Raw genomic sequence first — 13,835 nt, 5'->3', positions numbered from 1 at the left:
GTCCGCTGCCATCACAATCAGGCCTGCGCCTTAAAGCTGTGCAGGCGACGAACGGTTTTTTCCAAACCGTCTGTCAGCAAGATCTCTGTGCAACGCGCGGCTTCATCAATCGCTTCATCAATCATTTTTTGCTCGCTGACCGGCGGCTTGCCGAGCACGAAACCCACCACCTTGTTTTTATCGCCCGGATGACCAATGCCAATGCGCAAGCGATAGAAGTTCGGGTTATTGCCGAACTTGCTCTGAATATCCTTCAGCCCGTTGTGCCCGCCGTTGCCGCCACCCAGTTTGATTTTTGCAACACCGGGCGGAATATCCAGCTCGTCGTGCGCGACCAGAATTTCGTCCGGCTCAATGCGGTAGAAATTGGCCATCGCCAGTACGGCTTTGCCACTGAGGTTCATAAAGGTGGTGGGCACCAGCAGCCGCACGTCATTACCGGCCAAATTCAGTCGGGCGGTGTAGCCGTAGAATTTGCTCTCTTCCTTCAACTGCTGGTTATGGCGCTGGGCCAGTAAATCGACGTACCAGGCTCCGGCGTTGTGTCGCGTCTGGGCATACTCAGCGCCCGGATTCGCCAGGCCAACTATCAATTTAATACTGCTCACTGGGAGATTCGCTATGATCGGGATAATGGAAAGGGCATTAGTCTACCTGCCTGCGCGCCGAATGACAAAATCCTGATGCCGTGCATGGCGTTGGTGGGCTGATATCATCAACGCGGTGAGTGATTCATTAGCGGAATCATTCAATTTGTTAACTAATTAGTTGCTTAAAGTAAAGTTTTGTCATGCTTTCTTTACCATTTGTGATCGCCTACGCAATCACCTTGTCGGGCCAGGGTCTATACTTAACTTATCAAAGTGGGTTAACGATTTACTGAGTTATCCCGGTTGGCTAATGGCACTATGGAGGTGGCATATGAAACGTAGAAACGTACACAAAATGGGTAACTTTTTTATGGGGCTGGGGCTGGTAGTGATGGTCGTCGGCGTTGGATACAACATTCTTGCTGAAGTATCGCAGTTTAATTTACCGCAGTTTTTCGCCCATGGCGCCATCATGAGTATCTTCATCGGCGCGTTGCTATGGCTGGTCGGTGCGCGTATCGGGGGGCGTGAGCAGGTGGCGGATCGTTACTGGTGGATAAAACATTTTGATAAACGGTGCCGAAACGATAATCATCGCTCGTCACATTGATTAAAAAAACAAAAGGGAGCAGGTGTAACGGCAAAGGAGATCTGCCGCGTATTCAGGTCTAAGGTCATGTTCGACTACCCGTAGAAAACCCGTTGCTGCTGATGCACCAACGGGTTTTTCTTTTTCTGCTAACGGGCAATCAATCGATCCGGCACGGCAGGGCCGCCGCACCGAAAAGAATTCTGATTAATGCTCGAACATCGCAGAAATTGACTCTTCATTGCTGATACGACGGATGGCTTCAGCCAGCATGCCGGACAGCGTCAGAGTACGCACGTTTTTCAGTGCCTTGATTTCTGCAGACAACGGAATGGTGTCGCACACGATCACTTCATCAATTACCGAGTTCCTGATGTTTTCCACAGCATTACCGGAGAAGATCGGGTGAGTCGCGTAGGCAAATACGCGCTTGGCACCACGTTCTTTCAAGGCTTCAGCTGCTTTACACAAGGTACCACCGGTGTCGATCATATCGTCAACCAGCACGCAGTCACGGCCTGCCACGTCACCAATGATGTGCATCACCTGGGAAACGTTCGCACGTGGGCGGCGTTTATCGATGATAGCCATATCGGTATCGTTCAGCAGTTTGGCGATAGCGCGGGCGCGCACTACGCCGCCGATGTCCGGGGAAACCACGATTGGGTTCTCCAGATTCTGTTGCAGCATGTCTTCGAGCAGGATCGGGCTACCGAACACGTTATCTACCGGGACATCAAAGAAGCCCTGGATCTGTTCAGCGTGCAGATCTACCGTCAAGACGCGGTCAACCCCAACGCTGGAGAGGAAGTCGGCGACAACTTTGGCGGTGATTGGCACACGAGCAGAACGCACGCGGCGATCCTGGCGGGCATAGCCGAAATAAGGGATAACAGCAGTAATACGACCTGCGGAGGCGCGACGCAGGGCATCTACCATAACAACCAGTTCCATCAGGTTATCGTTGGTAGGAGCACAGGTGGACTGGATGATGAAAATATCACCGCCGCGTACATTTTCGTTGATTTGCACGCTCACTTCGCCGTCGCTAAAACGACCTACTGCGGCGTCACCAAGGCTGGTGTACAAACGGTTGGCAATACGTTGTGCTAGTTCCGGGGTGGCGTTACCAGCAAAAAGCTTCATATCAGGCACGAGAAGAACCTCAGGCATGCGTCCAGAGAAGATATTGTCATTCGGCCTCGCTAAGGGGCAGTTAGCGACGCCGGCGCAATATCATACGGGTGTGTAAAAAAATTTGAAACCGCAGCGGCGCAGGGATGACAGGGCCAGGTGTGAGCGACTCTGCGCAGCGAAACGAGAACTACGGTTCAATCTGCCCGGAACGAATGCGATGTAGTGGAGAGACGTTAACGCCACGCGCTACAAAACCACGTATCCACTCCGGGGCTTGATTTAACACCTGACGGGCGGCGGTTTCTGTGTCGAATTCAGCAAACACACAAGCACCTGTGCCAGTCAGGCGTGACGGCGCGTATTCTAACAGCCAAGAAACAAGCTGTTCAACCTCGCGAAAACGTTTTCTTGCTATTGGTTCGCAATCATTTGCGTAAGTTGCCTGCAACAGCACATTTAATGGGCGAACCGGGGTATCTCTTTTTAAATCTGCATCGCCAAAAATAACCGGAGTCGGGATGCTGACGCCCGGATGGGCCACCAGATACCACTTTTCCTGCGGATGGGCAGGTTGTAAACGTTCACCAATGCCCTCTGCAAAGGCGGCATGGCCGCGAACGAACACCGGAACATCGGCACCGAGGGCCAGCCCCAGTTCCGCCAACTGCTCGTCGCTCAAGCCGCAGCGCCACAGATCATTGAGCGCCACTAACACCGTGGCGGCGTTGGAAGAGCCGCCGCCCAGCCCGCCACCCATCGGCAGACGTTTATCGATGCTGATGTCGGCACCGCGCGGGGCGGTATTCAGCCCGTGACGATCGCAATGCTGTTGCAGCAAACGGGCGGCGCGGACGATCAGGTTTTGCTCAGCCGGCACGCCGGCCACCGGGGTCAGCAGATGGATGCTGTCATCCTGGCGTACGTCGATGGTCAGCGTGTCGCCGTAATCCAGAAACTGGAACAGCGTCTGCAGCAGGTGGTAGCCATCTTCACGTTGGCCGGTAATGTACAAAAACAAATTGAGTTTAGCTGGCGATGGCCATTGACGAATCATTTAAGCGTCCAATCGTCCATTTTCAGTTTGATGCGCTGGTCACCCTGTTTCAGTTCCAGGCGGCTCGGCAACTGTGGCTTGAGGCTGTTGTTGTAGTCCTGATAATCCACGGTCCAGGTCTGGCTACCTTGTTGGTAGGTCAGCGCGTTCAGGCGATATTGGTCATCGAGCTTGAAGTCGCTGGCTTCACCCGGCAGGCCGAGCATCCACTGACGCAGGTTGTCCAGCGGAATGGCCATGCCGGTCAGCTTGCGGATCATCTCTTCGGCATTGTCGCTGACGTAGCGTTTTCCCTGGTTGTCCGTCAACTGCACCACGTTTTTCTGTACGTTGAGGTCAAGCTCGGTACTGCCAAGCGGATTGGTCAGCAGCAGGCGATAACGGTCCGGCGAATACTGTTGCCAGAAGAAGCGGGCGTAGACTTTTTTCTGGTCTGACAGGTAGGCGAAAGAGCCACGGGTCTGATACTGACTCAGTTGTTGCACCGCTTGTTCGTGGGCACGCCACTGCGGCGACGTCGGGCTGGTGGCCGGGCCGGTCGGCTTGGTGGTAGTACAGGCAGCCAGCACCAGGCTGGCCAGCGGGATCAGGCGGAGCAAACTAACTTTGCGGATTGGCATAACTTTCTCTTGTCCTTTTGTCCTTGCGGGCACGCACAGCGAAACCTGAGTATCGGTATTTACGCTAGCGGGGCAACGCCGGCTCGTCAATTTTTTGCTGCATCGCGTTGAAACTTCCCGGCTTTGTCACCGCTCTCGGGCACGGGGCCAGGTGCGGTCTTCGCTGATAAGATTAACACAATCGCTCGAGCGTGCGCTCTGGGCGCAAGAATATCTCTGGGGCCGGGTGTTGCTGCCGTTGGCGTTTAGTTGATGTTGCGTTCTGTAGTATTGCCAGAGTCTATCGCCGTGGGGAGATCCGAAGATTATGAAGCTTGCAGTTCGAATCGTTATTTCGCTGTTATGTTTTGCGGGCTCGGCATTTTTTTACCTGCAGGCGAAGCATGTTTATTGCCAACAGGTGTCCTTCATTTTGGATCCCACCTTTCGTTGCGGCACTTTGGGCTGGTAAATGCCGGATATTTGATCGCTATCCCCAACTCAGGTTGGTCAGTTTTACTCAATACTGTGCGGAATATCGCAGACTGCACTAAAATTCAGTATGTTATGTCGTCAAATTATTCTTTATCTTGCTGTATTTATTGCTAATCACTCATTGATGCTGTCTATTTCAGCGATTGGACGGAAGATGCGGTTGTGCCTTTTATTGATCCCGCGCATCAAGTAGAATGCCGTTCAACGAGAACCCGTACCAAAAGAAGTATTACTCGAAGCAATGACCCTGCTGGCGTTAGGTATAAATCACAAAACCGCTCCGGTTTCTCTGCGTGAAAGGGTGACCTTCTCCCCAGAGTCTATCGAACAGGCGCTAACCAGCTTGCTCCAACAACCGTTGGTGCAGGGCGGTGTCGTGTTGTCTACCTGCAACCGCACCGAGCTGTATCTTAGCGTGGAGCAACAGGAACATATTCACGAACAGCTGGTCTCCTGGCTGTGTGAGTACCACCAACTGCGCCCGGAAGAAGTGAGTAAAAGCCTATACTGGCATCACGGCAACGAAGCCGTCAGCCACCTGATGCGCGTGGCCAGCGGGTTGGATTCACTGGTACTGGGCGAACCGCAAATTCTCGGGCAGGTGAAGAAAGCCTTTGCCGAATCTCAACGCGGGCAGTCACTGTCTGGTGAGCTTGAGCGTCTGTTCCAAAAATCCTTCTCTGTCGCCAAACGCGTACGTACCGAAACTGAAATCGGTGCCAGTGCGGTATCCGTGGCCTTTGCCGCCTGTACCCTGGCGCGCCAGATATTCGAATCCCTTGCCGAACTGAATGTCCTGTTGGTGGGCGCCGGTGAAACCATTGAACTGGTGGCACGTCATCTGCGCGAGCATAAAGTACGGCATATGATTATTGCCAACCGTACCCGCGAGCGCGCCCAACTGTTGGCGGACGAAGTCGGCGCAGAAGTGATCACCTTGCCGGAAATCGACGAACGCCTGGCGGATGCCGACATTATTATCAGTTCTACCGCCAGCCCGCTGCCGATCATCGGTAAAGGGATGGTGGAGCGAGCGCTGAAAGCGCGTCGCAACCAGCCCATGCTGCTGGTGGATATTGCCGTACCGCGCGATATCGAACCGGAAGTGGGTAAGCTGGCCAACGCCTATCTATACAGCGTGGACGATCTGCACGCCATCATTCAGAGCAACCTGGCGCAGCGCAAGGCCGCGGCGGTGCAGGCTGAGTCGATTGTCCAGCAGGAAAGCATCAACTTTATGGCCTGGTTGCGCTCGCAGGGCGCAGTGGAAACCATCCGTGACTACCGTTCCCAGGCCGATCAGATCCGTGCGGAAATGGAAGCCAAAGCCCTGGCCGCTATTGCGCAGGGCGCGGACGTGGAGCAGGTTATCCACGAACTGGCTCACCGGCTGACCAACCGTCTTATTCATGCCCCTACCAAATCCCTCCAACAGGCCGCCGGCGATGGCGACGTGGAGCGGTTGCAATTATTACGCGACAGCCTCGGGCTGGATCAGCATTAGTTTTCTCTTTATTAACAGGGTTTAATACCACGCATGAAGCCTTCTATTGTTGCCAAACTGGAAGCGTTACAAGAGCGCCATGAAGAAGTGCAGGCGCTGCTCGGCGATGCCGGCGTTATTGCCGAGCAGGATCGGTTCCGTGCGCTGTCGCGCGAATATGCACAGTTGACCGATGTCAGCCGCTGTTTCCTTGAATGGCGTAAGGTGCAAGACGATCTGGCTACCGCAGAAATGATGCTGGATGACCCGGAAATGCGCGAAATGGCGCAGGAAGAGTTGAAAGACGCCAAGGCGGCGACGGAAGAGCTGGAGCAGCAATTACAAGTGCTGCTGTTGCCGAAAGATCCGGATGATGAGCGCGATTGCTTCCTGGAAGTGCGTGCCGGTACCGGCGGCGACGAAGCGGCGATTTTTGCCGGCGATCTGTTCCGTATGTACAGCCGCTATGCCGAAACGCGTCGCTGGCGCGTCGAGATCATGAGCGCCAACGAAGGCGAGCACGGCGGCTATAAAGAAGTGATTGCCAAGGTATCTGGCGACGGCGTTTTCGGCCAGCTGAAGTTTGAGTCTGGCGGCCACCGCGTGCAGCGCGTGCCGGAAACCGAGTCGCAGGGGCGTATTCATACCTCCGCCTGTACCGTGGCGGTGATGCCGGCGGTACCGGAAGCCGAACTGCCGGAGATCAATGCCGGCGATCTGAAAATCGATACCTTCCGTTCCTCCGGTGCCGGTGGCCAGCACGTTAACACCACCGACTCGGCGATCCGTATCACCCACTTGCCGACCGGCATTGTGGTGGAGTGTCAGGACGAACGTTCACAGCACAAAAACAAAGCCAAGGCGATGTCGGTGTTGGGGGCGCGTATCCGCGCTGCCGAAATGGCGAAACGCCAGCAGGCCGAGGCATCAACCCGTCGTAATCTGTTAGGCACCGGCGACCGTTCCGATCGCAACCGCACCTACAACTTCCCGCAGGGGCGCGTGACCGACCATCGCATCAACCTGACTTTGTACCGTCTGGATGAAGTGATGGAAGGCAAGCTGGACATGCTTATCCAACCTATTGTGCAGGAATATCAGGCCGACCAGCTCGCCGCGCTGTCCGCTGAGCCCGAGTAATGGATTATCAATCCTGGCTGAAGGCGGCAGTTGCCCGGTTGACGCAAAGTGACAGTGCCCGACGTGACGCGGAGATCCTGCTGGGTTTCGTGACCGGCCGGGCCAGAACCTTTCTGATGGCATTTGGCGAAACTTTGCTGACGCAACAACAGCAAGAACAGTTGGAAAGGTTACTGGTGCGCCGTGAACGTGGCGAGCCGGTGGCTTATCTGATTGGTGAACGCGAGTTTTGGTCGCTGCCGCTGTCAGTCTCACCGGCTACCCTGATCCCGCGTCCGGACACCGAATGCCTGGTGGAACTGGCGCTGGAGCGCCTGCCGTCATCCGCTTGCAACATCCTCGATCTCGGCACCGGCACCGGTGCCATTGCGCTGGCGCTGGCCAGCGAACGCCCGAACTGCACGGTGACCGGCGTTGATTTACAGCCTGAAGCCGTAGCGCTGGCGCAGCATAATGCGCAGAAGCTGGCGATCGGCAACGCACAATTTCTTCAGGGCAGTTGGTTTGCGCCGCTGGCCGGCCAAACTTTCGCCCTGATCGCCAGTAATCCTCCGTACATCGACGCCGCCGACCCGCATCTGGCGCAGGGCGACGTACGTTTTGAACCCAGCAGCGCGCTGGTCGCGCAGCAGCACGGGTTGGCGGATTTGTCCGCTATTGTGCAGCAGGCACCGCAGTATCTGTTGCCACAGGGCTGGCTGTTGCTGGAGCACGGTTGGCAACAGGGCGAGAGCGTGCGCGCATTGCTGCAGGCCGCCGGTTTTATTTCGATCGCTACCCGCCGTGACTACGGTGATAACGATCGCGTGACTTTTGGCCAATGGCCGCAGCAGTAACTGAGAACTAACAAAAACAAAGCACACAGCGAATAAACAAAAGGAAGCAATATGGCAGTCTACTCAGCGTTAAAACATTTGCACCTGTTGACAGTCACCATCAGCATTGTCTTGTTTGTGTTGCGATTTTTCTGGAAATGGCGAGACTCGGCGATGATGAACAAGCGCTGGGTGAAGATAACGCCGCACATAAATGATACGGTACTGTTCGTCAGTGGTATCGCGTTGGTGGTGATGTTCAAGTTTTACCCGCTGCTGGGTATGGACTCGTGGCTGACCGAGAAGCTGTTTGGCGTTATTATCTATATCCTGCTTGGCTACGTCGCATTGGGCAAGAAGACCAAAAACCAGAACCTGCGCACCCTGGCGTTTGTGCTGGCGCTGGGCTGTCTGTACCTGATAATTAAACTTGCCACGACGAAAATACCGTTTCTGATGGGATACTTATGAGTAGCATTGCTGATTTTGAATTTAACACCGCGCTGCTGAGCGCGGGCGTGATCCTGGTTTCGCAGTCCGTGCGGCGTGATTTCCCCACCGCCGAAGTCGAACGTAAGCTGCAGCAGCTGGTCGACGACGCACGTGCGGCGATGCCGAAGGATCTCAGCCAGGAACAGCAACTGGACGCACTCATTGAACTGTTCTTCAAAACCTGGGGTTTTGGCGGTGCCGGCGGCGTGTATCGTCTGTCCGACGCGATTTGGCTCGACAAGGTGCTGGAAGGGCGCCAGGGCACGCCGGTTTCCCTCGGCACCATTTTCCTGCACATTGCCGCGCATCTGGATTTACCGCTGTTGCCGGTGATTTTCCCCACCCAGCTGATCCTGCGGGCAGACTGGCTGGATGAAGAGATGTGGCTGATCAACCCGTTGAACGGTGAGACGCTAAACGAGCATCAACTGGAAGTGTGGATCAAGGGCAACCTGGGTCTGGGCGCCGAGTTGGAAGATGACGATCTCGATGAGTCAGAAAACGTCATGGTGGTGCGTAAGATGCTTGATACGCTGAAGGCCGCCCTGATGGAAGAAAAACAGATGGAAATGGCGTTGCGCGCCAGCGAAACGGTGCTGTGCTTCGATCCGGATGACCCGTACGAAATCCGTGACCGTGGGCTGATTTACGCCCAGTTGGAGTGCAACCATATTGCTATTTCGGATCTCAATTATTTTGTCGAACAGTGTCCTGAAGATCCGGTCAGCGAAGTGATCAAAGTACAGATCCACTCGATTGAACCGAAACAGGTCACGCTGCATTAATTCATTTGATTTAACATCAACAAAGGCGAAAGCATGAAACAGAAAGTGGTTAGCATTGGTGACATCAACGTAGCGAACGATCTGCCGTTTGTGCTGTTTGGCGGTATGAACGTGCTGGAATCGCGCGATTTGGCGATGCGCATTTGCGAACACTACGTCACCGTGACGCAAAAACTGGGCATCCCTTACGTTTTTAAAGCCTCTTTTGATAAAGCCAACCGTTCTTCCATCCACTCGTATCGTGGTCCGGGCCTGGAAGAAGGGATGAAGATCTTCGAAGAAATCAAAAAGACCTTCGGCGTGAAAACCATCACCGACGTGCATGAAGCCTCACAGGCGCAGCCGGTGTCCGAAGTGGTTGACGTGATCCAGCTGCCGGCATTCCTGGCTCGCCAAACCGATCTGGTAGAAGCGATGGCGAAAACCGGTGCGGTGATCAACGTCAAGAAACCCCAGTTCGTCAGCCCGGGCCAAATGGGCAATATCGTCGACAAGTTCAAGGAAGGCGGTAACGATCAGGTGATCTTGTGCGATCGCGGCAGCAACTTTGGTTACGATAATCTGGTGGTCGACATGCTGGGTATCAACGTGATGAAGAATGCCACTGGTGGTCATCCGGTGATCTTCGACGTGACCCACGCCCTGCAGACCCGTGACCCGTTCGGCGCCGCATCCGGCGGCCGTCGTGCGCAGGTTGCCGAACTGGCACGTGCCGGTATGGCGGTTGGCCTGGCTGGGCTGTTTATTGAAGCGCACCCAGAGCCGAACAGCGCCAAGTGTGATGGCCCGTCCGCGTTGCCGCTGGACAAGCTGGAGCCGTTCCTGGTGCAGATGAAAGCCATCGACGATCTGGTGAAGAGCTTCCCAGAGCTCGATACCAGCAACTAAGCTGGTTTTCTCTCAGTAAAAAGCCCGACTCGTCGGGCTTTTTGTTTTTCAGGTGTTTAACGCTGTCAGCGCCTCGGGTAGCGTTGCGTAGAAATGCAGTTTCCCCTCAATCGGCTGTACTCGCGCTCGTGCCAGCGTTTTCAACGGCTGGAACGGCATATCGGTGATCGCCAATTGCTTGCCGGGCGGCAGGGCTTCAATAAAGCGCTGCAGGGCATCCAGGCCACCGGCGTCCAGCACCGGTACCGCATCCCACTGCAAGACAATCACGTCATAACTTTCACTGCGCACCAGCAACTCGTTAAAAATGCGTTCGGCGGCGGCGAAGAATAATGGACCGTTCACCCGTAGCACCAGGCGGCCATTTTCGGCGCTCAGTTCGCTCAAGCGTGTCATACGCGCAATGCGGCGCATAAACAGCAGCGAAGCCAGCACTATGCCTACGGTAATGGCAATCACCATATCAAACAGCACCGTCAGCGACAGGCACAGCAGCATCACCAGAATGTCGTCCTTCGGTGCCCGCCGCAGCAGATAAACCACCTTATGGGCTTCACTCATATTCCAGGCGACCATCAGCAGCAGCGACGCCATTGCCGCCAGCGGTAGCCAGGACAGCCACGGCGCCAGCACCAGCAGCGCCAACAGCACCAGCAACGCATGAATAATGGCAGATACCGGCGAAGTGGCCCCGGCGCGCACGTTGGCTGCGGAACGCGCAATGGCGGCAGTGGCGGTAATGCCGCCAAAGAATGGAGCGATAATATTGCCTGCTCCCTGGCCGATAAGCTCGGTATTGGAATTGTGCTTCTTGCCGGTCATGCCGTCCAACACCACGGCACACAGCAGGGATTCAATCGCACCCAGCATGGCCATGGAGAATGCCGCCGGTAGCAGGGCGGAAATTGTCTGCCAGCTCAGCGCCATCGGCTTGCCGTCACCGGCCGGCAGATCCCACGGCAGCATCAACTGCGGCAAAATGGGAGGAATGCCCTGGCCCTGGGTACCGTCGGCCAGCAGGTAGCTGAAGCGGGAACCGATGGTGGCCACCGGGTGGTCAAACAGCGCCAGAATGCCCATCACCGCCGTGCCTGCCATCAACGCCGGTAAATGGCCCGGTACCCGCAGGCCAAGCTTCGGCCAAAATATCAGGATCAACAGGGTCACCGCGCCGATCAGCGTATCGCCGATATCCAGCGTTGGCAGCGCCTGCAGCAGGGCGTAAACCTTGCCCACATAGTGTTCCGGCACCGCCGTCAGTTGCAGACCGAAGAAGTCCTTCACCTGCATGGTGGCGATGGTAATGGCAATACCGGAGGTGAAGCCCAGCGTCACCGACAGGGGAATATATTCAATCAACCGGCCGAAACGTGCCAACCCCATGAGCACCAAAAACAGCCCGGAAAGCAGGGTGGCGATCAACAGGCCCGAGAGGCCGAACTGCTGTGAAACCGGATACAGGATCACCACGAAGGCGGCGGTAGGCCCGGAAACGCTATAGCGCGAACCGCCGCTAATGGCGATCACAATCCCGGCGACCGCTGACGTGTAAAGGCCATATTGAGGGGGAACGCCGCTGGCAATCGCCAGCGCCATCGCCAGCGGGATGGCAATGATGCCGACGGTGACGCCGGCGATGGCGTCTTTTAGCAGGCGTTGCAGGGAATAGGGATCTCGCCAACAGGCATCAATCAGGGCGCTGAACGGCCGAATGCCGTTAATTTCATGCGTTTTCATCTGAGGTGTTAACCAAGTCTATAAAAGAGAACGGAATGGCGGGCCGGTTGCGGTCCGTCTCGAATAGCTGACAGACACCATACGCCAGTTGTGGCGGTGATTCCTAGATATACATCAATGCGCTGCGGGAAAATGAAAGTAGACTCTTTCAAAACGGCAATCAATATCAGATGGCAGGCTGGTCGCGACTCTGGCGGCCAGCCTTAAGAGAATAGCGTGGGTTTTATCGCTTAATGTACTGCCGGCAGGGATAAGCCGAGAAAGTGCGCCAGGGTGCTGACCAGCAGATTGTGGTCTTCCAACTGCGGCGAGCCGGAAATGCTGATGGTGCCGATGCAACCCAGTCCGGCTAAATTAATTGGAAAGGCACCGCCGTGCGCCGAGTAGTCACGCACGCTGAGTCCATAGCGCTCTTCCAGGGTTGATTGGCGTTGTTGCAGGCGCAGGCCGATAGCATAAGAACTTTTGTGGAAGTGATTTACCACGTTGCGTTTACGCCGCACCCAGTCTGCAATATCAGGCGTGGTGCCGGGCATGGCATAATAAAACAGTGTCTGCCCCGCAAGCTGGATCTCGATGGCGATGGAAAGGCGGCCTTGTTCTGCGGCAGATTTCAGCGCCGATCCCAGTTCCCAGGCGGTATTATGGTCAAAGTGACTGAAGGTCAACGTCGCTTCCTGTTGGGTCAGCGCTTGCAAATCATCATCGATATTCATGGTTGTCGCTCCTCTCTAGGTGTCTGACAGACTATCCTGAACCGGGCTGGTGGGATAGATACCTTGGAAATAACATAGAACTGCTAATCTATTATTAATCTGAGTAATATGTTCCATGCCGGAATGGATGAGACAGGGATTGGTGCTCAAAATTTATTGCTTAATCACCCTGTATTTTCCGCGGAGCATAGCGAATATATATGACTTACGTTGCGTCAATTCCCACTCTTTATAGCGACGCTTGCATCACCTACGCCACGCTGTCGGTCAGCTATTTTGCCCTCAGCAAGAATGCTCCTTTTTCCTATCAGTCCGAAGGATGGAAACGCCTGCTTTTTGGCCTGCTGGCCGGACTGGCGATACTGTTTCTGAATCAGGATCGGCTGGAGTTGATCGATAACGTCCATTACAGCTTCGTGATGATCCCAATGATATTGGTGACCTTTTTTGGCGGTGCGCTCAGTGGAATGGCGTGCTATCTGATGTTGTTGGTGGTGAGTGGCGGGTTTACCGTCGATAACCTGTTTATCGGCTCGATCATCATTCCGTTGCTGCTGTCACGGGTCTGGTTGAAAAAATCGAACCGGGTGTTTTATCTGACCATAGGTCTGATTGCGTTATACCGCATTCTGGTAGTCTGGTTTTTGGTCGATATTCGTACCCTGTGGCTGGATGCGTTGCTGTATCAGGCCATTTCCGCCCTGTGCCTGGCGATTTGCTACCATGCGCTGAACTTCAAAGAGAGGCATATCCACGCCTATTTTTCAATGCGCGATAAGGCCACCACCGACAGCCTGACTCATCTTAGTAACCGTGCCAGCGTCGACTATCGCCTGATGTTGCAACATGCAGAGCGGCGTCCCTGCGGGTTGATGATCCTCGATCTGGATAATTTCAAACGTATCAATGACACCTATGGCCATTTGGCCGGGGATCTGTTGCTGACCCAGATGGGACAGTTGTTGCAAAACAGCGTGCGCAGCGAAGATTTTGTCGGTCGCTATGGTGGTGAGGAGTTTATGGTGATCACCGCCAGCTATGATCCGAAAATTATCGGCGGGGTAGCGGAACGCATTCGCCGCAGCGTGGAGACAACGGTATTTTTGCTCGATGAAGGCCACGAGACCCAGATCACCGTTTCTATCGGTGCCTCACTGTATTTGCCCGGAATGGCGGTAGATAAAGCGATAGAGATGACGGACGAAGCGCTATACCAAGCCAAACGTGAGGGGAAAAACCGGGTAGTTTGCAGCCGATTGATGCCGTTTTCACCGCTGGGGGCCGGCTTTCGGCCGCAGTAACCCCTCCTGATGGA

14 protein-coding genes are annotated in these 13,835 nt (G+C 55.1%); 8 read left to right on the top strand and 6 right to left on the bottom strand.

The features are described 5' to 3' along the window. Nucleotides 1-17: 17 nt before the first annotated feature. Complete coding sequence (gene pth, locus FCL49_RS04875) at nt 18-608, bottom strand: aminoacyl-tRNA hydrolase (RefSeq protein WP_174352638.1); 591 nt, start codon at nt 606-608, stop codon at nt 18-20. Between the two features lie 313 nt (nt 609-921). On the opposite strand from pth, the gene ychH reads away from it, so the two are divergent. Continuing rightward, the gene (ychH, locus tag FCL49_RS04870) at nt 922-1,200 is read left to right on the top strand and encodes a stress-induced protein YchH (protein WP_174352637.1); all 279 of its coding nucleotides are present in this window, start codon (nt 922-924) and stop codon (nt 1,198-1,200) included. Nucleotides 1,201-1,386: 186 nt separating this feature from the next. On the opposite strand, the gene prs is transcribed toward ychH, so the two are convergent. The 3 genes from prs to lolB form a co-directional block, all read right to left on the bottom strand. Continuing rightward, the gene (gene prs, locus FCL49_RS04865; protein ID WP_012006410.1) at nt 1,387-2,334 is read right to left on the bottom strand and encodes a ribose-phosphate diphosphokinase; all 948 of its coding nucleotides are present in this window, start codon (nt 2,332-2,334) and stop codon (nt 1,387-1,389) included. Nucleotides 2,335-2,503: 169 nt separating this feature from the next. Continuing rightward, complete coding sequence (gene ispE / locus FCL49_RS04860) at nt 2,504-3,370, bottom strand: 4-(cytidine 5'-diphospho)-2-C-methyl-D-erythritol kinase (protein WP_174352636.1); 867 nt, start codon at nt 3,368-3,370, stop codon at nt 2,504-2,506. Then, nucleotides 3,367-3,990: a lipoprotein insertase outer membrane protein LolB gene (lolB, locus tag FCL49_RS04855; protein WP_174352635.1), complete on the bottom strand. Its 624-nt coding sequence runs from the start codon at nt 3,988-3,990 to the stop codon at nt 3,367-3,369. Before lolB ends, ispE begins: the two co-directional genes overlap by 4 nt. Nucleotides 3,991-4,705: 715 nt before the next feature. Here lolB and hemA point away from each other — a divergent pair. The 6 genes from hemA to kdsA are packed head-to-tail and all read left to right on the top strand — an operon-like array spanning nt 4,706 to nt 10,067. Next, on the top strand, nt 4,706-5,968 hold the full coding sequence (gene hemA / locus FCL49_RS04850; protein WP_135316165.1) for a glutamyl-tRNA reductase: 1,263 nt from the start codon (nt 4,706-4,708) through the stop codon (nt 5,966-5,968). Between the two features lie 33 nt (nt 5,969-6,001). After that, nucleotides 6,002-7,087 (top strand): peptide chain release factor 1, encoded by a 1,086-nt coding sequence (gene prfA / locus FCL49_RS04845; protein WP_012006414.1) that lies wholly within the window; start codon nt 6,002-6,004, stop codon nt 7,085-7,087. After that, a complete protein-coding gene (gene prmC / locus FCL49_RS04840) occupies nt 7,087-7,923 on the top strand; it encodes a peptide chain release factor N(5)-glutamine methyltransferase (protein WP_174352634.1) in 837 nt (278 codons plus the stop codon). The genes prfA and prmC overlap by 1 nt, the downstream gene beginning before the upstream one ends. A 51-nt stretch (nt 7,924-7,974) precedes the next feature. Further along, nucleotides 7,975-8,373: a SirB2 family protein gene (locus FCL49_RS04835; protein WP_174352633.1), complete on the top strand. Its 399-nt coding sequence runs from the start codon at nt 7,975-7,977 to the stop codon at nt 8,371-8,373. Then, nucleotides 8,370-9,179 carry an invasion regulator SirB1 gene (gene sirB1, locus FCL49_RS04830; protein WP_085116314.1) on the top strand — a complete coding sequence of 270 codons (810 nt, stop codon included), beginning with the start codon at nt 8,370-8,372 and terminating at the stop codon, nt 9,177-9,179. The genes FCL49_RS04835 and sirB1 overlap by 4 nt, the downstream gene beginning before the upstream one ends. Before the next feature lie 33 nt (nt 9,180-9,212). Continuing rightward, a complete protein-coding gene (gene kdsA, locus FCL49_RS04825; RefSeq protein WP_012006418.1) occupies nt 9,213-10,067 on the top strand; it encodes a 3-deoxy-8-phosphooctulonate synthase in 855 nt (284 codons plus the stop codon). A 48-nt stretch (nt 10,068-10,115) separates the two neighbouring features. Here the strand turns inward: kdsA and dauA are convergent, their stop codons facing one another. Both dauA and FCL49_RS04815 read right to left on the bottom strand, forming a co-directional pair. Further along, nucleotides 10,116-11,804, bottom strand: coding sequence for a C4-dicarboxylic acid transporter DauA (gene dauA / locus FCL49_RS04820; protein WP_174352632.1), 1,689 nt, complete (start codon nt 11,802-11,804; stop codon nt 10,116-10,118). Between the two features lie 230 nt (nt 11,805-12,034). Beyond that, nucleotides 12,035-12,520: a heme-degrading domain-containing protein gene (locus tag FCL49_RS04815; protein ID WP_174352631.1), complete on the bottom strand. Its 486-nt coding sequence runs from the start codon at nt 12,518-12,520 to the stop codon at nt 12,035-12,037. Between the two features lie 200 nt (nt 12,521-12,720). Here FCL49_RS04815 and FCL49_RS04810 point away from each other — a divergent pair, with 200 nt between their 5' ends. Next, nucleotides 12,721-13,821: a GGDEF domain-containing protein gene (locus FCL49_RS04810; protein WP_174352630.1), complete on the top strand. Its 1,101-nt coding sequence runs from the start codon at nt 12,721-12,723 to the stop codon at nt 13,819-13,821. The last annotated feature ends 14 nt before the right edge of the window (nt 13,822-13,835 follow it).

The sequence above is a fragment of the Serratia proteamaculans genome, from assembly GCF_013337185.1.
In the GTDB taxonomy this organism is placed as follows: domain Bacteria; phylum Pseudomonadota; class Gammaproteobacteria; order Enterobacterales; family Enterobacteriaceae; genus Serratia; species Serratia proteamaculans_D.
Note: the sequence above shows the minus strand (reverse complement) of the source record. Positions and strands in the feature narration are given on the sequence as shown.

What these genes read in the sequence shown, in the direction of transcription:
- sirB1 (WP_085116314.1), top strand. Translation starts at nt 8,370, where the DNA reads ATGAGTAGCATTGCTGATTTTGAATTTAACACCGCGCTGCTGAGCGCG.
- FCL49_RS04815 (WP_174352631.1), bottom strand. Translation starts at nt 12,520, where the DNA reads ATGAATATCGATGATGATTTGCAAGCGCTGACCCAACAGGAAGCGACG.
- ychH (WP_174352637.1), top strand. Translation starts at nt 922, where the DNA reads ATGAAACGTAGAAACGTACACAAAATGGGTAACTTTTTTATGGGGCTG.
- hemA (WP_135316165.1), top strand. Translation starts at nt 4,706, where the DNA reads ATGACCCTGCTGGCGTTAGGTATAAATCACAAAACCGCTCCGGTTTCT.
- FCL49_RS04810 (WP_174352630.1), top strand. Translation starts at nt 12,721, where the DNA reads ATGACTTACGTTGCGTCAATTCCCACTCTTTATAGCGACGCTTGCATC.
- dauA (WP_174352632.1), bottom strand. Translation starts at nt 11,804, where the DNA reads ATGAAAACGCATGAAATTAACGGCATTCGGCCGTTCAGCGCCCTGATT.
- lolB (WP_174352635.1), bottom strand. Translation starts at nt 3,990, where the DNA reads ATGCCAATCCGCAAAGTTAGTTTGCTCCGCCTGATCCCGCTGGCCAGC.
- FCL49_RS04835 (WP_174352633.1), top strand. Translation starts at nt 7,975, where the DNA reads ATGGCAGTCTACTCAGCGTTAAAACATTTGCACCTGTTGACAGTCACC.
- prfA (WP_012006414.1), top strand. Translation starts at nt 6,002, where the DNA reads ATGAAGCCTTCTATTGTTGCCAAACTGGAAGCGTTACAAGAGCGCCAT.
- kdsA (WP_012006418.1), top strand. Translation starts at nt 9,213, where the DNA reads ATGAAACAGAAAGTGGTTAGCATTGGTGACATCAACGTAGCGAACGAT.
- ispE (WP_174352636.1), bottom strand. Translation starts at nt 3,370, where the DNA reads ATGATTCGTCAATGGCCATCGCCAGCTAAACTCAATTTGTTTTTGTAC.
- prmC (WP_174352634.1), top strand. Translation starts at nt 7,087, where the DNA reads ATGGATTATCAATCCTGGCTGAAGGCGGCAGTTGCCCGGTTGACGCAA.